General features: G+C 60.6%; 22 protein-coding genes. 14 read left to right on the top strand and 8 right to left on the bottom strand.

Annotated elements, in window-relative coordinates; genetic code table 11:
- Positions 1-374: 374 nt before the first annotated feature.
- Positions 375-1,262 carry a threonine/homoserine exporter RhtA gene (rhtA, locus tag KGA83_RS16995; protein ID WP_108219566.1) on the top strand — a complete coding sequence of 296 codons (888 nt, stop codon included), beginning with the start codon at positions 375-377 and terminating at the stop codon, positions 1,260-1,262.
- A 169-nt stretch (positions 1,263-1,431) separates the two neighbouring features.
- Positions 1,432-1,713, top strand: coding sequence for a hypothetical protein (locus KGA83_RS17000; RefSeq protein ID WP_223530265.1), 282 nt, complete (start codon positions 1,432-1,434; stop codon positions 1,711-1,713).
- 14 nt (positions 1,714-1,727) lie between these two features.
- Here the strand turns inward: KGA83_RS17000 and KGA83_RS17005 are convergent, their stop codons facing one another.
- Positions 1,728-2,288 carry a TetR/AcrR family transcriptional regulator gene (locus tag KGA83_RS17005; protein ID WP_108219568.1) on the bottom strand — a complete coding sequence of 187 codons (561 nt, stop codon included), beginning with the start codon at positions 2,286-2,288 and terminating at the stop codon, positions 1,728-1,730.
- A gap of 93 nt (positions 2,289-2,381) precedes the next feature.
- Between KGA83_RS17005 and KGA83_RS17010 the strand changes: the two genes are divergently transcribed.
- Positions 2,382-3,110: an SDR family oxidoreductase gene (locus KGA83_RS17010; protein WP_223530266.1), complete on the top strand. Its 729-nt coding sequence runs from the start codon at positions 2,382-2,384 to the stop codon at positions 3,108-3,110.
- A 36-nt stretch (positions 3,111-3,146) separates the two neighbouring features.
- Positions 3,147-3,737, top strand: a complete 591-nt coding sequence (locus KGA83_RS17015; RefSeq protein ID WP_108219570.1) for a 2-hydroxychromene-2-carboxylate isomerase — start codon at positions 3,147-3,149, stop codon at positions 3,735-3,737.
- Here the strand turns inward: KGA83_RS17015 and KGA83_RS17020 are convergent.
- Positions 3,734-4,732: a zinc-dependent alcohol dehydrogenase family protein gene (locus tag KGA83_RS17020; protein WP_108219651.1), complete on the bottom strand. Its 999-nt coding sequence runs from the start codon at positions 4,730-4,732 to the stop codon at positions 3,734-3,736. The two genes, KGA83_RS17015 and KGA83_RS17020, sit on opposite strands and share 4 nt — an antisense overlap.
- Positions 4,733-4,836: 104 nt before the next feature.
- Between KGA83_RS17020 and KGA83_RS17025 the strand changes: the two genes are divergently transcribed.
- Positions 4,837-5,757 (top strand): LysR family transcriptional regulator, encoded by a 921-nt coding sequence (locus KGA83_RS17025; protein ID WP_177413313.1) that lies wholly within the window; start codon positions 4,837-4,839, stop codon positions 5,755-5,757.
- Positions 5,758-5,802: 45 nt separating this feature from the next.
- On the opposite strand, the gene KGA83_RS17030 is transcribed toward KGA83_RS17025, so the two are convergent.
- The 4 genes from KGA83_RS17030 to KGA83_RS17045 all read right to left on the bottom strand — a co-directional run bounded on the left by KGA83_RS17030 (position 5,803) and on the right by KGA83_RS17045 (position 10,025).
- Complete coding sequence (locus tag KGA83_RS17030; protein WP_223530268.1) at positions 5,803-7,611, bottom strand: aminopeptidase P family protein; 1,809 nt, start codon at positions 7,609-7,611, stop codon at positions 5,803-5,805.
- A 65-nt stretch (positions 7,612-7,676) separates the two neighbouring features.
- Positions 7,677-8,834, bottom strand: coding sequence for a cysteine desulfurase family protein (locus KGA83_RS17035; RefSeq protein ID WP_223530270.1), 1,158 nt, complete (start codon positions 8,832-8,834; stop codon positions 7,677-7,679).
- A gap of 205 nt (positions 8,835-9,039) precedes the next feature.
- Positions 9,040-9,654 carry a LysE family translocator gene (locus KGA83_RS17040; RefSeq protein WP_223530272.1) on the bottom strand — a complete coding sequence of 205 codons (615 nt, stop codon included), beginning with the start codon at positions 9,652-9,654 and terminating at the stop codon, positions 9,040-9,042.
- 101 nt (positions 9,655-9,755) lie between these two features.
- Positions 9,756-10,025: a hypothetical protein gene (locus KGA83_RS17045; RefSeq protein ID WP_218427822.1), complete on the bottom strand. Its 270-nt coding sequence runs from the start codon at positions 10,023-10,025 to the stop codon at positions 9,756-9,758.
- Between the two features lie 291 nt (positions 10,026-10,316).
- Between KGA83_RS17045 and KGA83_RS17050 the strand changes: the two genes are divergently transcribed.
- From KGA83_RS17050 to KGA83_RS17090, 9 genes are all read left to right on the top strand, one after another.
- Entirely contained in the window at positions 10,317-10,775 is a 459-nt protein-coding gene (locus tag KGA83_RS17050) for a VOC family protein (protein WP_108219576.1), read from the top strand.
- 287 nt (positions 10,776-11,062) lie between these two features.
- Positions 11,063-12,265 carry a PepSY-associated TM helix domain-containing protein gene (locus KGA83_RS17055; protein ID WP_223530274.1) on the top strand — a complete coding sequence of 401 codons (1,203 nt, stop codon included), beginning with the start codon at positions 11,063-11,065 and terminating at the stop codon, positions 12,263-12,265.
- Positions 12,262-12,804: a thiamine pyrophosphate-binding protein gene (locus KGA83_RS17060; protein WP_223530276.1), complete on the top strand. Its 543-nt coding sequence runs from the start codon at positions 12,262-12,264 to the stop codon at positions 12,802-12,804. Before KGA83_RS17055 ends, KGA83_RS17060 begins: the two co-directional genes overlap by 4 nt.
- Complete coding sequence (locus KGA83_RS17065) at positions 12,801-13,130, top strand: hypothetical protein (RefSeq protein ID WP_223530277.1); 330 nt, start codon at positions 12,801-12,803, stop codon at positions 13,128-13,130. The genes KGA83_RS17060 and KGA83_RS17065 overlap by 4 nt, the downstream gene beginning before the upstream one ends.
- The gene (locus KGA83_RS17070; RefSeq protein ID WP_115948239.1) at positions 13,127-13,699 is read left to right on the top strand and encodes a DUF6162 family protein; all 573 of its coding nucleotides are present in this window, start codon (positions 13,127-13,129) and stop codon (positions 13,697-13,699) included. Before KGA83_RS17065 ends, KGA83_RS17070 begins: the two co-directional genes overlap by 4 nt.
- Before the next feature lie 34 nt (positions 13,700-13,733).
- Entirely contained in the window at positions 13,734-14,660 is a 927-nt protein-coding gene (locus KGA83_RS17075; RefSeq protein ID WP_223530278.1) for a metal ABC transporter substrate-binding protein, read from the top strand.
- Positions 14,657-15,517: a metal ABC transporter ATP-binding protein gene (locus tag KGA83_RS17080; RefSeq protein ID WP_223530279.1), complete on the top strand. Its 861-nt coding sequence runs from the start codon at positions 14,657-14,659 to the stop codon at positions 15,515-15,517. The genes KGA83_RS17075 and KGA83_RS17080 overlap by 4 nt, the downstream gene beginning before the upstream one ends.
- On the top strand, positions 15,517-16,416 hold the full coding sequence (locus KGA83_RS17085; protein WP_108219583.1) for a metal ABC transporter permease: 900 nt from the start codon (positions 15,517-15,519) through the stop codon (positions 16,414-16,416). The genes KGA83_RS17080 and KGA83_RS17085 overlap by 1 nt, the downstream gene beginning before the upstream one ends.
- A complete protein-coding gene (locus KGA83_RS17090) occupies positions 16,417-17,319 on the top strand; it encodes a metal ABC transporter substrate-binding protein (protein WP_108219584.1) in 903 nt (300 codons plus the stop codon).
- Between the two features lie 202 nt (positions 17,320-17,521).
- On the opposite strand, the gene KGA83_RS17095 is transcribed toward KGA83_RS17090, so the two are convergent.
- Together KGA83_RS17095 and KGA83_RS17100 are read right to left on the bottom strand one after the other, a co-directional pair.
- Positions 17,522-17,749 (bottom strand): MbtH family protein, encoded by a 228-nt coding sequence (locus tag KGA83_RS17095; RefSeq protein ID WP_108219585.1) that lies wholly within the window; start codon positions 17,747-17,749, stop codon positions 17,522-17,524.
- Between the two features lie 81 nt (positions 17,750-17,830).
- A complete protein-coding gene (locus KGA83_RS17100; protein ID WP_108219586.1) occupies positions 17,831-19,231 on the bottom strand; it encodes an aspartate aminotransferase family protein in 1,401 nt (466 codons plus the stop codon).
- Positions 19,232-19,235: the final 4 nt, after the last annotated feature.

Below are 19,235 nucleotides of genomic sequence, written 5' to 3' on the forward strand. Positions count from 1 at the left end.
GCTTTCAAAGTTTCCCTTGTAACTTCAACCACTTGCGCTTCAGATCTCTCATCAGCGGGAGGCGAATTCTACAGCGTTACACGCTGCTGTCAACACCTCTTTTTCAACTTCCTTTTGGCTTCGATGAACTGAAGCAACCTGCTGCCGAAAACTGCGTAACTCATTGTTTACCAAGGAGTTTTCCGTTTCGACTGCGCCGGAAGTGGGGCGAATTATAGGCCTCCAGAATCTGCCGTCAAGCGCCGATTCTGGTTTTCTACCGATATGTACAAAAACACTGCATATATATAGACGCGCCCGCGGGGAATGCGCAGTATATTGCCCAACACAAAAAGAAATACCCTTGATTCCTACATTTCGGACGATGCCACGTAATGAATGATCAGCCTCGCAGCCTGGCCTCTACCCTGTTCTCGGTTGGGCTGCTGCTCATAGCCATGGCATCGATCCAGTCCGGAGCCTCCCTGGCCAAAAGCATGTTCTCCGTTGTTGGCCCTCAGGGGACGACAACATTACGACTGATTTTTGCCAGCGTGATCATGATGCTGATACTGCGTCCATGGCGGGCAAAACTCACCGCAAGATCCCTGCGCACCGTCATCGTCTACGGGATGGCGCTGGGCGGCATGAACTTCCTCTTCTATATGTCGTTGCAAACCGTCCCGCTGGGCATCGCGGTGGCGCTTGAATTCACCGGCCCACTGGCCGTGGCAATCTACGCCTCGCGTCGCGCTATCGACTTTTTGTGGATCGCCCTGGCTGCCGTCGGCTTGCTGTTACTGATACCAACGGGAGAAGCGACCGCAGGAATCGATCTGGTAGGCGCCGGTTATGCCTTGGGTGCAGGGGTCTGCTGGGCACTGTACATTCTGTTTGGCCAAAAGGCCGGGGCCGATAATGGTGTGCAAACCGCCGCACTGGGTGTAATGATCGCCGCGCTCTTTGTAGCCCCTATCGGTATTGTCCATGCCGGCTCCGCATTGCTGACCCCGTCACTGATCCCTGTGGCGCTTGGCGTCGCCGTCTTGTCCACTGCCCTCCCCTACACCCTGGAGATGGTCGCTCTGACCCGCATGCCGGCCAGAACCTTCGGCACATTGATGAGCATTGAGCCTGCCTTCGGTGCGTTATCGGGCTTGCTGTTCCTGCATGAATACCTCTCACTGTCGCAGTGGATGGCAATCCTGTGCATCATCCTGGCCTCCGTCGGTGCAACCATGACCATGAGCACTGCCGCCAGGCCAGCAGTAGCGGCAGATTGAGAGCGGATATGACACGGGTCTGGTATTTGCCGCTCAACTAGGCCATGTTTAGCCCCGCAACCCAAGGTCATGCCATGGACAAATCCAGATAGGGACATCGGTACGCGTCAAGCGAAAGCGAATACAGCCAGACCCGGGCACAAGATCCGGGGACGCTATAAGGACAGTAATGAAACGATTTTTGCTACTGGTCGCCGTACTTGCAATTGCAGGCTGCGCAGCGACCTCGGAAACACAGATCAAGCACGGCAAGAAAGGGCTGCACATCAACTGTTCCGGATTGTCTTCATCCTGGGACAAGTGCTACGCCAGCGCCGCCAACTCCTGCGCACCCAAGGGCTACAAGGTCATCGCCAAGTCGGGAGATGCCGTGGAAGAGCCTGGCGATTATCCGTTTGGCCTCAATCCTGCTGGCTATACCAGCCGCAGCATGATCGTCATCTGCAAATAGGCAGGGTCGTCGCGTCAGGTTCTCGGACTTGCGATCTGACGGCCGATTTCCTCGTAGCTGGACTTCAGCACTGTGCGCTGGATATCCGGGCTAGCCAGCATGCGCGCCACGACCAGCGCGCCAATACATTGCGACAGAATCGCCCACGCCAGGCTGTCGCTTTGCAAAACACCCGCCCAACTTTCCTGAAGCCGACAAATCCAGTGCTCTGCCTGTTGGCGGACAGTCAGGTCGGAACGGGCAATTTCCGCCCCCAAGGCCGGTAGCGCACAACCGGTTTCCGGACTCTCGACGTGAGACATGCTCAGGTACTGTTTCAAGCAGCGCTCAAGCTTGTCACGATCCTGCCCGTCCCCCAGTCGCGCCAGACTTTGACCCAACTCACGTTCAACAATGGTTGCGAACAACTCGTCTTTCGACGAGAAGTGGCTATAGAAGGCGCCGCCACTCAAGCCAATCGCTTTCATCAGGCCGTCCACGCCCACCGTTGAAAATCCGGACTTCTTGGCCGACACCGCACTGCTTTCCAGCAGCCTTTGCCTGGTTTCCAGCTTGTGACTGGCCGAATAACGCATTGCCCTTCCCCTTGAATTGCTCACCTTGACGTCTGTCGAATCATAGCATAACGTTCGTTTAGTTAACGATCGTTTACCAAAAGGGATCTACCCATGAATAACAAGAAGGTCGTACTGGTCGTCGGTGCAGGTGATGCCACGGGCGGCGCCATTGCCAAGCGTTTTGCCCGGGAGGGTTTTGTCGCCTGCGTCACCCGCCGCAGTGCGGACAAACTCCAGCCACTGGTGGATGCCATCAAGGCCGATGGTGGCGAGGCCCACGGTTTTGCCTGCGATGCACGCAAGGAGGAAGACGTGATCGCGCTGGTCGAGCGGATCGAAAGCGAGATCGGTCCCATCGAGGCATTTGTCTTCAACATCGGCGCCAACGTGCCGTGCAGCATTCTCGAAGAAACCGCCCGCAAGTATTTCAAGATCTGGGAAATGGCCTGTTTTTCCGGTTTTCTCAATGCACGTGAAGTGGCCAAACGCATGGCCAAGCGCCAGCGGGGAACGATTCTGTTCACCGGTGCTACCGCCGGCCTGCGCGGTGCCGCCGGCTTTGCCGCATTTGCCGGTGCCAAGCACGGCATTCGTGCACTGGCGCAAAGCATGGCCCGAGAGCTCGGCCCGATGAACATTCACGTTGCCCATGTCGTCGTCGACGGCGCCATCGATACCGATTTCATCCGCGACAGCTTCCCCGAGAAATACGCGACCAAGGGTCAGGACGGCATCCTCAACCCCGAACACATTGCCGAGAATTACTGGTACCTGCACAGCCAGCCCCGCGACGCCTGGACTTTCGAACTGGACCTTCGCCCCTGGAGCGAACGCTGGTAATTCCCCCAAAAAAACAACAAGACGAGCGCCTTGACCATGAGCAAAACCGTGGAGTTCTACTTCGACCTCGGCAGCCCCGCCACCTATCTGGCCTATACCCAGCTACCGAAAATTTGCGCACAGACTGATACCCGGTTGATCTACATTCCGTTCTTGCTGGGCGGAGTGTTCAAAGCCACCGGCAACGCCTCTCCGGTGACTATCCCGGCCAAGGGCCGCTACATGTTTCAGGATCTGGACCGCTACGCCAAACGCTACGGCGTGCCCCTGAAATTCAATCCGCACTTCCCGATCAACACCTTGATGCTCATGCGCGCCGTGACAGGCATGCAACTGCGCCACCCTGAACGCTTTGCCGCCTTCATCGACTGCCTGTTCAACGCCATTTGGGTCGACGGTCGCAGCCTGGATGAACCGGCAACCGTCGCGGCAGTATTGAGCGAAAACGGATTCGATCCACAAGAGGTGCTGGCCCTGAGCACCGATGAGGAAGTCAAAGCCCTGCTCAAGGACAACACCGAAAAAGCCGTGCAGCGAGGAGTGTTCGGTGCGCCAAGCATGTTCGTCGATGACCAACTGTACTTCGGCCAGGATCGACTGGACTTCGTACTCGAGGCCCTGAGTTAAACCTCGACCACCAACCGCCCCTTTGCCGCTCCTGACAAGAGCAGTACATGGGCGGCTTCTGCCGATTCCAGCGTGAACGAGTGCGGGTCAAGCAATGGCGCGATCTTGCCAGCTTCAATCAACTGCGCCGCCTCGTGCAGAATCTCGCCGTGATGCTCACGCCCCTTGCCGGTCAGGAGCGGCAGTAAAGTGAAGACACCGGAGTAAGTCGCCCCGCGAAAGGAAAGCGGTGCCAGGCTGTGCTGCCCCCACCCCAGGCAACTGAGCACATGACCGTGATACATCCGTGCCGCCTTGAATGACGCATCCAGCGTTTCACCCCCCACTGTGTCATAGACAATGTCGAAGCCCTCACCGGCCGTATGCTCGGCCACATAGTCTTCAACCGAAGACTTGCGGTAATCGATAAACGTCGCGCCGAACCCTTCGATAATCGACTGCTGCCCGGCAGAGCCCGTGGCAAAAACTTCTGCGCCAAAAGCGCGGGCGATTTGCACCGCGACATGGCCAACGCCACCGGCGCCACCATGGATCAATACCTTCTGCCCGGGCCGAACGCGAGCCCGGTCGACCAGACCTTCCCAAGCGGTGATCAGCACCAGCGGCAAACCGGCAGCCTCACGCATGCTCAAGTTGTGTGGTTTGCGAGCCAACAGTCGCGCGTCGACCACCGCGTACTCGGCCAATGAACCTTGAATACCACCGATACCGGTGGCCATGGCATATACGTCATCTCCCGGCAGCCAGCCACTGACGCCCTCCCCCAACGCCTCTACAGTCCCGGCCAGATCCATCCCCACTATCGCCGGTAATGGTTGAGCCGCATGGGTCGCCTGCCCGGAGCGGATTTTGCCGTCCAGCGGATTGACACCGCTGGCCTTGATCCTGACCAGTACCTGTCCCGTCTGCGGCACGGGCCGTGCAATGGAAACCAAACGTAACGGCGCATTGGCCGAGTCGACCATCAAAGCGCGCATATTCAGTGAGTCAGTCATTTCGCCATGTCCCATCAGTAGTGAATGCAAGCCCGATTTTGTCTTGCTCAACTCATGCCGATAAGACGCCATATCGCTATAGTGATCATGCCGATACAGCATCAATGAGCAATCCCGTGGACAAACTCAATGCAATGGCGATTTTCGTGCGGGTGGTCGAACGGGGCAGTTTTTCCGCCGTTGCCCGGGAGTTGCAGACCAGCCAGCCGACCATCAGCAAAATATTGCAAACACTGGAAACCCGATTGGGCGGAAAGCTGATTGCCCGCAGCACCCGCAAGCTATCCCTGACGGACGAAGGTCAGCGCTATTACAACGAATGCCGGACCATCCTCGCCGCCGTGGATGCGGCAGAACATAGCTTCCAGTCCGGTCGGGAAAAGGTCGCCGGACCTCTGAAAATCGGCTCGTCGGTGAGTTTCGGACGCCTGCAGATCGCACCCCGGTTGCCGGACTTTCTCAAACACTACCCTGACGTACAGATAGACCTGCAACTGAGCGATCAAAACCTGGATCTGGTCGGCGAAGGGCTGGACGTCACATTCCGGATCGGTGCCCTGAACGACAGCGGCCTGATCGCTCGCCATGTCGGCAGTACCCACCGTGTGACCGTCGCATCACCTGACTACCTCAGGCAAAACGGCCAACCGCAAACACCACAGGAACTGGGCAGGCACAACTGCCTGATGTTCAACCTGCTGAGCAGTCAAAACCTGTGGGTGTACACAAAAGACGCCCAACGCCACGAAGTGCGGATCAAGGGCAATGCGCAGAGCAACAATTCCGAGGCGATCCGCGAAATGGTGCTGGGGGGATTGGGGATTGCACTGTCACCGGTGTGGCTATTCAGCGAAGACCTGAGCGCCGGCCGGGTGAGCGCGATTTTGCAGGACTACAGTACGTTGTCGCTGCCAATTTATGCCGTATCCCTGGCGAATCGTCGCCAATCCGCCAGGGTCAAAGCCTTTGTCGACTATATGGCTCAGGCGCTGGATAAAGCGCCTGAGCTGCACAGGAACCAATAGCTGCGCACAAAGAAATAGCTACACAGGAACCAAAGCTGCACCCGATCAGATAGCCGCAGTGCGAGTGTTCAGCCACTCAAGTGCAGCACCCCCAACCAACGGACTCAGACGCTCACGCACTTCGGCGTGGTAGGCGTTGAACCACTGTTTTTCCTCGTCCGACAGCAACGATGTTTCCAGGCAACGTGTGTCGATCGGGCACAGGGTCAGCGTTTCAAACTTCAGGAACTCGCCGAATTCGCTCTTGCCTGCCTCACGGTTCATCGCCAGGTTTTCGATCCGCACACCCCAACGACCCGGACGATAGGTGCCCGGCTCAATGGAGGTGATCATGCCGGGTTGCATCGCGGTTTGCGGTGCAGGTGCGGCCTGATAGGCGATGACTTGCGGACCTTCGTGGACGTTCAGGAAGTAGCCGACGCCATGACCGGTGCCGTGACCGTAATCGACACTTTCCGCCCAGATGGGCGCGCGGGCGATGGCATCGAGCAGCGGCGACAGAATGCCTTTGGGGAACTGCGCGCGGGACAAGGCAATCACCCCCTTGAGTACGCGGGTGCAATCGCGTTTTTGCTCATCGGTCGGTGTGCCCACCGCCACCATCCGCGTGATGTCGGTAGTGCCGCCCAGGTACTGGCCACCGGAGTCGATCAGCAGCAGGCCGTCCCCTTCGATCACCGCGTGTTCTTCTTCGGTGGCGTGGTAGTGCGGCATCGCGCCATTGGCGTTGAACGCGGCGATGGTGTTGAAACTCAGCGACACATAATCCGGACGGCGCTCACGGGCGGCGGTAAGTTTTTCGTCGATGGTCAGTTCGGTGATGCGCTCGCGCCCCAGCGCCGAGTCCAGCCAGGCGAAGAATTCGCACAGCGCTGCGCCGTCCTGCTCCATGGCCTGACGGATGTGTTCGGCATCGGCCAGGCTTTTTTGCGATTTGGCCAGGGTAGTCGGGTTCAGGCCTTCGATCAGCTTCACCCCGCTGTCGAGGTTGTCCAGCAACCCCGCCGTGACCCGCGCCGGGTCGACTTGCAGGCTCGCACCGCTCGGCACGGCACGCAGAGCGGCGGCGACCTCGCTGTAATCGCGCAAGGTCACGCCGTCCTGTTCGAGGATGGCGCGCAGTTCGCTGCTGACTTTGCTCAAGGCAACGAACAGCGTGGCCTGTTGCTGATTGATCAAGGCGAAGGAAACAAACACCGGGTTGAACGACACGTCGCCGCCACGCAGGTTGAACAGCCAGGCGATGTCATCCAGGGTGGCGATGAAATGCCAGTCGGCACCCCGCGCCTGAAGGGTTTCACGCAGTTTGGCGAGTTTTTCGCCACGGCTGACGGTCGCCTGTGGTGGCAAGTGCTGATAGATCGGCTCGTTCGGCAGGCCTGGGCGGTCGTTCCAGACTCCGCTCAGCAGGTCGATGTCGGTGCGCAGACGGGCGCCACGTTCTTCAAGCTTGCTGCCCAGGGTCCGTGCCGAAGCCACGGCCATGACCGCGCCATCGACCGCGACAACGCCACCCTCGGGGGTTTGCTCGGCCAGCCATTCCAGCGGTCCGGGTTGACCCGGTTGCAGCTTGACCAGATCAATGCCGCTGCCCTTGAGCTCCTTGGTCGCCTGCTCCCAGTAACGGCTGTCGGCCCAGACGCCGGCAAAATCCGGGGTCACGATCAGGGTGCCGACCGAACCATGGAAACCCGACAGCCACTGGCGCCCTTGCCAATAGCCCGGCAGGTATTCGGACAAGTGCGGGTCGGCCGACGGCACCAGCAAGGCGTGAATGCCCTCCCGGCTCATCAATTCGCGGGTTTGCGCCAGGCGCTGAGGCACCGATCCATTGATCGAAAGCTGCGTATTCATCGAGTCTCCTGCTAACCACTTCATCATTATTGTTGGGTGCCGATCAGCGCCGGCGCTTCGTCGCCTTATTGCCAGAATGCCGGAGCACTGGCGCAGGCTGCCTTGATCAGTTGAACCGCCTGGTCGATGTCCTGCTCGGTGGTGAAGCGCCCGAGGCTCAAGCGGATGGTGCGACTGGCCGAGCGGGCATCATGCCCCAGGGCCAGCAGTACATGAGATGGGGTATTGCTCGCGGAATTGCAGGCCGAGGTCGCGGAAAACGCGATCGAGGCCAGCAACGCTGCCGAGTTGAACTCACCTTCGTCGAAGGTCAGGCTCAGCGTATGGGGGATGCGCCGGGTCGGGCTGCCATTGAGCCGCACACCGGGAATGCTCAATAACTGGTCGAGCAAGCGTTCACGCAAACGCACGATGACTGCTTTCTCTTCATCGAAGGACGCTGCCGCCAGGGCGAAAGCCAAGCCCATGGCCACGATCTGATGGGTTGCCAGAGTGCCGGAACGCAAACCGCCCTCATGCCCGCCGCCATGGATCTGCGCCTGCAAACGCTGTTGTGCGCGCGGACCGACGTACAACGCACCAATGCCTTTGGGCCCATAGAGCTTGTGCGCGGAAAACGACATCAGGTCCACCGGCCACTGCCCGAGATCGATCGCCACTTTGCCCGCGCCCTGTGCGGCGTCGACATGGAACAACGCCCCGCGATCACGCACGACCTGACCGATGGCGGGAATGTCGTTGAGGGTGCCCAGTTCGTTGTTGACCAGCATCAGTGACACCAGGAAGGTGTCTTCGCGCATGGCTTGGCTGACCGCTTGCGCTGTGATCAGGCCCTCGGCGTCCGGCACCAGATAAGTCACCGCGACACCGGCATCCTGCAGTTGCTTCGCAGTATCGAGAATGGCTTTGTGTTCGATCTGGCTGGTGATGATATGGCCGCCGCCAATGCCGCGGGCCTGAGCCACGCCTTTGAGCGCGAGGTTGTTGGATTCGGTGGCGCCTGAGGTCCAGACAATCTGCTCGGGCGTCGCGCCGACCAGTTCGGCGACCTGGCGTCGCGCCTGCTCCACCGATTGCCGGGCCTGCTGGCCGAATGCGTGGGAGCTGGAGGCCGGGTTGCCGAAATTACCGGTAAAGCCCAGACACTCGACCATCACCTTGATGACCCGCTCATCCACCGGCGTGGTGGCGGCGTAATCGAAATACAACGGACGTTTATTCATAAAAGACTCGCAGAGCGTGTTCCGGGATCAGGAAGCTCGTGACTGCAAACGGCAAAGCGCAGCCTTGTGAGCTGCGCGCTGTTTTCAGAACGTACCAATACCTGATCGGATGCCGTTAAAGAAGAACTACTTCATTTAATAGTGCGTAGGAACGCTCCTGAAAAGTCAGCTTAACAGGCATCGGGCAACCGGTTGAAGCAATGCATCAGCTAAAGCTTTCGAGCAACAGCGGGTACAGCGAACCCACGAGCAGCGCAGCCATGCCCCAATTGAACAGGCGCAGCCAGCGGCGATCCTTCAGAACGTTGCGCAACAGCGTGCCGCAAGCGGCCCAGACACCGACACTCGGCAGGTTGATGATGGCAAAAACCGCCGCAATCACGATCACATTGGTGAAGTAACCCTGCATCGGTGTGTAGGTGCTGATGGCACCAATGGCCATGATCCAGGCTTTGGGATTGACCCACTGGAACGCGGCGGCGCCCAGATAACTGATCGGTTTCGCCTCGCCCTGCTGGCTCTCCGAGACTGGCCCGGAATGGGCGATTTTCCACGCCAGATACAGCAAATACGCCGCCCCCACATAACGCAGTACGGTGTAGAGCAAAGGATAAGTCTGGAACACCGCGCCAAGGCCGAAACCAACCGCCACCACGAGTACAAAGAAGCCACAAGTGATGCCGAGCATGTGCGGAATCGTGCGGTTGAAGCCGAAGTTCACCCCGGATGCCAGCAACATGGTGTTGTTCGGGCCGGGTGTGATCGAGGTGACGAGGGCAAACAGGGCGAAGCCCAGCAGCAGGTCGAGAGAGAGCGTCATGGGTGGTAGTCCGTCAGGGTCGGTCAGGTGTTGACCCTATCGCACACCCAGGGCGAAACCCATGGACAGTTACGCGAAACTTGGAGCAGTACAGTTTCGCCTCAGCTTGGACGACCGTGAAGCTGTACAGATCGCCCGGCGTTCATTTCACCCTGGTTGTCGAAGTTGAACGACTTTTGCGGCTGGCCGAGCAGCTCGGCTTTTTTCGCGTGGTATTCGTCGAAGGACAGACCGCGGCGGTTCAGCGCCTCCAGTGCCAGTTCCTGGCTTTCTTCAGCGGTGTAAGGCCGAAGCTCAGGGGAAACATGGCTGGCACATCCGGCGAGTACGGAGACGGCGAGCATCAGCATCGTTGCGATCATCGGTTTCATTTTTGGCGTCCTGGCGACTGGGTTCGAGGCAATGAACACAGGCTACCCGCGCCTCCCGGGCAGCAGAAATCAACGCTTTCAATAGTGGCTATCAAGAAATGGCGATCATTGTCGATGTGCCGGGGGAACGCGGGCCGGAGACGCACCGGTGGGAGCCGGCTTGATGGCAGTTGAATGGCATTGCTGCTCGTCGGACACTCGCTGAGTACGAAACAGGCTGGCCTATATTTATTCGGTCGTATAACGGCAGAGGTACTTTCTATTCACACATCCGGAACAGGGAGATCCATCATGAGCGTCAAACCCATTCCAGAGGGGTATCACAGCATCACCCCCTACCTGGGCATCAACAAAGCCGCCGAAGCCATCGCCTTCTACAAAAAAGCCTTCGGCGCCATTGAAGTCATGCGCCTGAACATGCCCGATGGCGGTGTCGGCCACGCCGAACTGCGCATCGGCGATTGCCCGATCATGCTGGGCACACCGTGCGATCAAGGGCCGCTGAGCAACCCGGACAATTCCCCGTCCGTGGGTCTGCATTTGTACGTGCAGGATGTCGACAAGTCCTGCAAACAGGCGATCGATGCCGGCGCAACCGTTGTATCTGAGGTCAAGGATCAGTTTTACGGCGACCGTTCAGGGACCTTGAAGGATCCCTACGGGCACCTGTGGTTCCTGGCCACGCGCAAGGAAGACCTGACCCAGGCGCAGATCGAGCAACGGGCGAAGGAGATGTTTGCCCAGAGTTGAAATCCCTGGTGTTGGAGCGGGCCTCTTCGCGAGCAGGCTCGCTCCCACAGGCCCCGCCTTCAACAGCACCGTCGACTGGCTAATCACTTGCGCAAGCATGCCCGCCCCTGACCTGCCGGCAATGCGAAACATTTTCTTTCATTTCCCCTTTCGGGATTTCCCCTGCTCATCCGTCCTACCTAGATGCAGTCCTGTCGCGCAGGCAAAAGCCACGACCGGACCTTCAGGGCGCTCATCCCTGCGAAGCCCGCAGCCGAGCGGCCTCTCATCGAGCCAAGACCTTCAACATGTCAAAGAAGTCCCGTTCAAAAATCTGGTTCCTGATCCATAGCTGGCTGGCATTGCCGATCTGGTTTTTCGTGCTGATCGTCTGTGTGACCGGGACCCTGGCCGTCATCAGCCAGGAAATCGTCTGGCTGGCCAACCCGCCAATGCGCGCCAGCCAGCCCTCGGACGATGCTCCGCTGCTCAGCTATCAGCAGGTCATCGAGGCCATCAACAGGGCCGAACCGCAGACCGTGGTGCAGAGCATCAGTCGCCCCGACGAATCGCACTTCGCCCTGGATGTCGAAGTCAGCTACCCCGACGGGCGCTCGGTGGTGATTTATGTCAATCCGTACAGCGGCGTGATCCAGGGTGTCGCGCCGCCATTCAACTTCCGCGCCTTCACCCGCGCCCTGCACGCTTGGTGGCTGGTGCCTTTTACCAATGGCTATAGCTGGGGCTGGTACCTGGTGTCGTTTCTCGGCTTGCCATTGCTGGCGTCGCTGATCACCGGGCTAGTGGTCTACAAACGTTTCTGGAAAGGTTTTTTCCGCCCGACCCTGCGCATTCGCCACGGCGCGCGGATTTTCTGGGGCGACTTTCACCGCTTGAGCGGTATCTGGTCGATCTGGTTCATCGCGGTGATTTCCATCACCGGCACCTGGTTTCTGATCCAGGCATTGCTGTCCGATAACCAGATTTCAATTTCCACGGAAAAGATCATTCCGGCGATGGCCCGCGAAGCGGTACCGCTGTCGCCCGATGGCTCGCCCCCGCCACGTATCGACCTGGACCGCGCGGTTGAAATCGCCACGCAGAAAATCTCCGGGCTGGAGGCCAGTTTCGTCAGCCTGCCGGGCAATGCCTATAGCCATCTGGATGTCGGGGGACGCGGTTGGTATCCGTTGATGTTCCAGACCGCGACCCTCAACCCGTACAACGGCGAAGTCGCCGCCTCGCGCCTGATTTCCGACCGTTCGGCCCTGGAGTTCATCACCGAGTCCATGCGCCCGCTGCACACCGGCGATTTCGGCGGACTGTGGATCAAGCTGATCTGGGCGTTCTTCGGTCTGCTGCTGAGCATGATGGTGCTCAGCGGTCTGCTGATCTGGACCAAGCGCACGGCACTGGCCACGGCCAATGCCTTCAAGCGCAGCAACAAGAAACCGCGTGGCACCACGGTGCAACCGGCCACGAGCAACGAAGTGTCGGAGGTCAATCTGTGAGTAAAGACACTGCGGTCTCACAACCCTCGCGCCTTAGCCTGTTCTGGCATAAATGGCGCTATCACCTGAACGTCCTGTTGCTGCTGATTCCTCTCGGCTTCATGCCCAGGTATTTCGCCGACGAGTCGCTGATGCGTGGCGACAGTGGCTTGGGCGAACGGGAAGTCGGCGAAGTCCAGGTCGGTCCCTGGAGCCTGCGCCTGGCGGAGTTGCGTAACGCCGCACCCATGCTCGATGGCCCGGCCGGTTACATGAAGGGCTTCAACGCCGCGCTGTGCGAAGCCTGTATCGGCCAGGTCAAGGCCACTTACCTGCGCATCGGCAAGCCCCGCAGCCTGCGCGCCGCCGGGGTGATTTTCTTTGGCACCCCGTACCGCATGGGCGCTTCGTTGCCCGTCCCGGAAAAGACCACGGCCGACGCCGAACTGTGGATCACCATGGAAGGCTGGAATGGCGCCATGCATCAGGCATCCATTCCTTTGAGCCAGGCCTCACCCGCCACCATTGCCTGGTTGAACAAACAAGGAGGCAAACCATGATCAACCCTCTTCGCTCGCTCAACGTCCTGTTGTTGGTGCTCTGCGCCGGCTTCAGCGCCAGCGCCCTGGCCCATAACCCGATGTGCGAATGCAAGGCCATCGACACGGACCAGATCAAGTGCACCGGCGGTTTTTCCGACGGCAGCGGCGCGCCGGGCGTGACTCTCGATGTGATCGGCTACGACGAAACCATTCTGCTGCCGGGCAAGCTCGGGCCTGATTCGACCCTGACCTTCAAGAAACCCGGCGCCGAGTTCTATGTGCTGTTCGATGCCGGCCCCGGTCACGTCGTGGAAATCGACCAAGCGGACATCGAGGCACCATGAGCACTCCAACGACCCAAGTCGTGCGCCCGGCCGGGGCCGGGCACGAAACCCTCTACGTTCTGCTGTTGTGCCTGATGATCCTGGCGGTGGCCGGCTCGGTGGTGCTCTGGCGTGGTGAATCCCATGAGCAGAGCAGCGTCGGCAGCCATCAACTGGATGCGCGGCGTGACCTCAGTGCCTCCGAGCAAGGAATCTACGCCGATTTGCGGGTGACGCTGGACGAAATTCATTTGCTGCGCCAGGAACAAAAAGCGCTGCCGACGCCCGAGGTGCTCGCCGAGGAAGGTCTTGCACCGTTTGCCCAGGATGCCAGCGCCGTCAGCCGTGGCGGTCATGCCTGGCAATTGCTCGAGGCCAAGGCCTATTTCGGCCAGAGCCAGACCCCAACGGTCGCCGGTTCATTCCTGATGCGCTTGACCGCAACCGATGACGCCCCGGACATCTGGCTCAACCGCGTCGGCACGCTCACGGCACCGCCCGACCTTAGCGACGCCGCGCTCGAAAGCGCTGGCTGGCAACAGATCGTCGCGCAATTCGATGCCGGCGTGACCCGCCAGCACCGGCACTGAACCCTCGCCTTCACCCGAGAGAAGCCCGCTTCCCATGCCCATTTCATCTCAACGTTCTCACTTGCGCCTGCTGCTGATCGGCCTGTTGGCCTGCCTGCTGCCATTACTGGCCAACGCCGAAGAGGCCAAGCGCCTGCGCATCGGCATCACCCTGCATCCTTACTACAGCTACGTGGCGAACATCGTCGGCGACAAGGCCGAGGTGGTGCCGCTGATTCCGGCCGGTTTCAACCCGCATGCCTACGAGCCCCGCGCCGAGGACATCAAGCGCATCGGCGGGCTGGACGTGATCGTGCTCAACGGCGTCGGCCATGACGACTTCGCCGACCGCATGATCTCCGCCAGCGAAACCCCGAATGTGCCGGTGATCGAGGCCAACGAAAACGTGCCGCTGCTGGCCGCCACCGGCGTCGCCGCCCGCGGTGCCGGCAAAGTGGTGAACCCGCACACCTTCCTGTCAATCAGCGCCTCCATCGCCCAGGTCAACAACATCGCCCGGGAGCTGGGCAAGCGCGACCCAGCCAATGCCAGGACCTACACCGAGAACGCCCGCGCCTACGGCAAGCGCCTGCGCAAGATGCGCGCCGACGCCCTGGCCAAACTGACCCAGGCACCGAACGCCGAACTGCGGGTGGCCACGGTGCACGCCGCCTACGACTATCTGCTGCGTGAATTCGGCCTGGAAGTGACAGCCGTGGTCGAACCGGCCCATGGCATCGAACCGAGCCCGAGCCAATTGAAAAAAACCATCGATCAACTGCGCGAGCTGGACGTGAAGGTGATCTTCTCGGAGATGGATTTTCCTTCCACTTACGTCGAGACCATTCAGCGCGAGTCCGGGGTGAAGCTGTATCCGCTGTCGCACATCTCCTACGGGGAATACACCGCCGACAAGTACGAAAAGGAAATGACCGGCAATCTCGACACCGTGGTGCGGGCGATTCAGGAGTCCGGGGCATGACATCGAAAGAAACCATCCTGGCCGATGCAGAATCCCCTGTGGGAGCGACGGTGCGACGATTCGACCTGCTCGCGAAGGCGGTGGGTCAGTCAGCATCATCGCCAGATGACAGTCCGCTATCACGAGCAAGCTCGCTCCCACAGGTTCTCGGGCCGACGCTGGATTTTGCCGACGTCAGCCTGACCCTCGGACGCACGACGATCCTCGACAAGGTGACCTTCCAGGTCCGCCCCGGCAGCGTGCACGCACTGGTCGGCCCCAACGGCGGCGGCAAGAGTTCGCTGATCAAGACCCTGCTCGGGCAAATGCCCCATCAGGGCCGCTTGAGCCTGCAATGGCCGGGTGAACCCGGCACCATCGGCTATGTACCGCAGGCGCTGGAGTTCGACCGGGGCTTGCCGATGACGGTCGACGATTTCATGGCCGCCATGTGCCAGCGTCGCCCGGCCTTCCTCGGTTTGAGCAAAAACTACGCGACGGCGATTGGCGAGGCCCTTGAACGGGTTGGCATGCAGGACAAACGCAAACGCCGCATGGGCGCGCTGTCCGGCGGCGAACGGCAACGGGTGTTGCTGGCCCAGGGGCTGATTCCACCCCCGCAATTGCTGGTGCTCGATGAGCCGATGTCGGCCCTCGATGAGGCCGGCATCCGGGTGTTCGAACGCCTGCTCGGTGACTGGCGAGCGGCGGGGATTACCGTGCTGTGGATCGAGCACGACCTGGAAGCGGTCGGGCGCCTGGCCGATCAAGTCACCGGGCTCAATCGCCGGGTACTGTTCGACGCCACGCCGCAACAGGCGCTGACGCCGGAGCGTCTGTTGACGCTGTTCTCGACTCACCCACGGAGTCTTGCCTGATGAGTTACGAAGCCTTTCGCCTGATGGTCCAGAGCTGGGCGTCGTCGGGTTATCTGCCCGAGGCGCTGGCCTATGGGTTCGTGGTCAACGCCTTGATCGCCGGTCTGCTGATCGGCCCGGTGCTAGGGGGCCTGGGCACGCTGGTGGTGGTCAAGCGTTTCGCGTTTTTCTCCGAAGCCGTCGGCCATGCCGCACTGACCGGCGTGGCCATCGGCATCCTGCTCGGTGAACCCTACACCGGGCCTTACGGCAGCCTGTTCGGCTACTGCCTGCTGTTCGGGATCCTGCTTAACTACCTGCGCAACCGCACCGGCCTGGCGCCGGACACCTTGATCGGTGTGTTTCTCTCGGTGTCGCTCGCCCTGGGCGCGAGCCTGCTGTTGATTCTGGCGGGCAAGATCAACGTGCACATTCTGGAAAACGTACTGTTCGGCTCGGTGCTGACGGTCAACGGCAACGACCTGCTGGTGCTGGCCATCGTCGGTTCATGGGTGATGGCCCTGGCCTTGCCCCTGTACAACCGCATCATGCTCGCCAGTTTCAATCCGCAACTGGCGGCGGTACGCGGGGTGGCGGTGAAGACCCTGGATTATCTGTTCGTGATTCTGGTGACGCTGATCACCGTCGCCGCCGTGAAGGTCATCGGCGCGATTCTGGTCGGTGCCCTGCTGGTGATTCCGGCCGCGGCGGCACGCTTGCTCAGCCAGTCGCTGAAAGGCTTTTTCTGGTGTTCGGTGCTGATCGCCACCGTCAGCACGCTGTGCGGGATTCTCGCGCCGATTGTCTTCGACCTGCCGATTCCGTCCGGTGCCGCGATCATTCTGGTGGCCGGTATCGCCTTCGCCCTGGCCGCCCTCGCGCGCGGCGTTGTCCCCAGCCTGAAAGGGAACCTTGGATAAATGAATTTTTCACTGCGTCAACTGACCCTCGCCGTTGCCTTGTGCGGGTTGACCACCACGACCTTCGCCGCTGGCAGCGGCAAATCGCTGCGCGTGCTGGCCTCCTTGCCCATAACTTATGGTCTCGGTGAGGTGCTGCTCAAAGGCACCGATGTCAGCCTTGAACGCGCAGCCCCGGCCAATTTGCCCGGCAGCCGCCAGACCGCCTACTTCACCGGCCGGGGTGCCCCGGCGCTGGCCGGACTGGCGAACGATGCCGACGCGGTGATCGGCCTGCGCTCACTGTGGCCGGATGACCCGCTGTACCCGATCTCCCGGCGCAGCAATATCCGCATCGTCGAAGTCGATGCCGCCCGCCCGGTGGATGGCGCCCTGCCCGGCATTGCCGTGCAACCCGACAACAAGGTCGACGGGCTGAACAGCCAGCCGTGGTTCTCCAGCAATAACATGGGGCGCATGGCCGATGTGATGGCGGCGGATCTGGTACGCCTGGCTCCCGAGGCCAAGCCGAAAATCGACGCCAACCTGGCAGCGCTCAAACAGCGTTTGCTCAAGCTCAGCGCCGACAGCGAAGCGCGGCTGGCCAATGCGGATAACCTCAGTGTGATGAGCCTCAGCGATCATTTCGGCTATCTGATCGGCAGCCTCAACCTGGAATCGATTGGCCAGGACACACGCCCGGATGCCGAATGGACAGCCGAAGCGCTCGAGCAACTGGGCACGACGCTCAAGGACAATGACGTGGCGGTGGTGCTGCATCACCGGCAGCCGTCGGATGCGCTGAAAGCGGTGATTGCCGGGTCGGGTAGCCGGTTGGTGGTGTTGAGTACCGATGCCGAGGATCCGGTGGCGGAGCTGGAGGGGAATGTGGATTTGCTGATCAAGGGGCTGAGTGGCGCGTAATCCTGTAGGAGCTGGCTTGCCAGCGATGGGCTCATAGGCACCGCGTTCATCCATCAAGTACTTGTCTTCGTTAACGTCCTTCGCTGGCAAGCTAGCTTCTACAGGATTGCGCGCCGCATACAAGTTTCCTGTGCACAAACTCCAGACCTGAAAAAGCCCGCTGACTGTCACCAGTCCAGCGGGCTTCTTTTTGCATGACGAATCAGCGCGCCACAGCCGCCTGCTCATCCATTTTCTGCCGCAGGCTCAATGGGCGCATGTCGGTCCAGGTTTCTTCGATGTAGGCCAGGCATTCTTTTTTCAGCCCGCTTTTGCCCACGGTGCGCCAGCCTTGTGGCACGGCTTTGTAGTCGGGCCAGATCGAGTACTGCTCTTCGTGGTTGACCACGACCTGAAAGAGGATGTCCTCGCGGTCGAATACTGACGTCATGGTGTCTCTCCATCGTTATCGGGCGGGCTGCGCCGTGTGCACAGCCGTTATGTAGAAGGAACGGTCCGCAGGGCGGAAAATTTAAAGAGTGGTGGCGGCGGCGGTCAGGGCCCGGCCGAAAATCTCGGCCACACGATCGATTTCGGCTGCGGTAATCACCAGTGGCGGCAGGAAACGCACCACCGCGCCATGGCGACCACCGAGTTCCAGGATCAAGCCACGCTTGAGGCATTCGCGCTGAACCAGCGGTGCCAGGCGGGCGAAAGCCGGCGGATGACCTTGGGCATCCAGCACGCCCGTCGGGTCAACCAACTCGACACCGAGCATCAAGCCACGACCACGAATGTCGCCCAGTTGCGGGAAGTCTCGCTGCAGGATGCGCAGGTGTTCGGCCAGCCGATCGCCCATGGTGGCGGCATGTTCGCAGACCTTGTGTTCGACCAGATAACGCATCACCGCGGAACCGGCGGCCATGGCCATCTGGTTGCCACGGAACGTCCCCGCATGGGCACCCGGCAGCCAGGTGTCGAGCCAGTCACGGTAGACCACCACCGCCAGCGGCAGGCTGCCGCCGATGGCTTTGGACATCACCACCACATCGGGGATGATCCCGGCGTGTTCGAAGGCAAACATCTTGCCGGTGCGGGCGAAGCCACTCTGGATTTCATCGACGATCAGCGCAACACCCGCCTGCTCAGTGATCCGCCGCACACCGCGCAACCAGTCCAGATCCGCCGGGATCACCCCGCCCTCGCCCTGCACCGCTTCCACGATCACCGCCGCCGGCAATTGCACGCCGGCCTCGGGATCGTTGAGCAGGTTTTCCAGGTAACTCAGGTTGGCCTTGACCCCTTGCGCGCCGCCGAGCCCGAACGGGCAGCGGTAATCGTATGGGTACGGCATGAACTGCACGCCGCTGCCGAGCAAGGCGCCCAAGGGCTTTTTCGGCCCGAGGCTGCCCATCAGGCTCAACGCGCCCTGACTCATGCCGTGATAACCGCCCTGGAACGAGATCACGGTGCTTCGGCCGGTGGCGGTGCGCACCAGTTTCAGTGCAGCTTCCACGGCGTCGGTGCCAGTGGGGCCACAGAACTGGATCTTCGCTTCGCCAGCCAGCGCTGGCGGCAACAGGCCGAACAGGTCTTGAACGAACTGGTCTTTGACCGGCGTGGTCAGGTCCAGGGTATGCAGCGGCAGTTCATCGGCCAGCACTTGTTGAATGGCTTCGATCACCACCGGGTGGTTATGCCCCAGGGCCAGGGTCCCGGCACCGGCCAGGCAGTCGATGAACGTGCGGCCTTCGACATCCTCGACGTAAATGCCCTTGGCGCGCTTGAGCGCCAGGGGAATGCGTCGCGGATAGCTGCGGGCGTTGGATTCCTGCCGGCTCTGACGCGCGAGCAATGGCGATTCGTTGAATTGATAAAGCGTCTCGGCGGGCGTCACCGGCTGCTCTTCGATAAGGCTGGTAGCGACTGACATCTCT

The sequence above is a fragment of the Pseudomonas sp. GL-R-19 genome, assembly GCF_019956375.1.
Taxonomy (GTDB): domain Bacteria; phylum Pseudomonadota; class Gammaproteobacteria; order Pseudomonadales; family Pseudomonadaceae; genus Aquipseudomonas.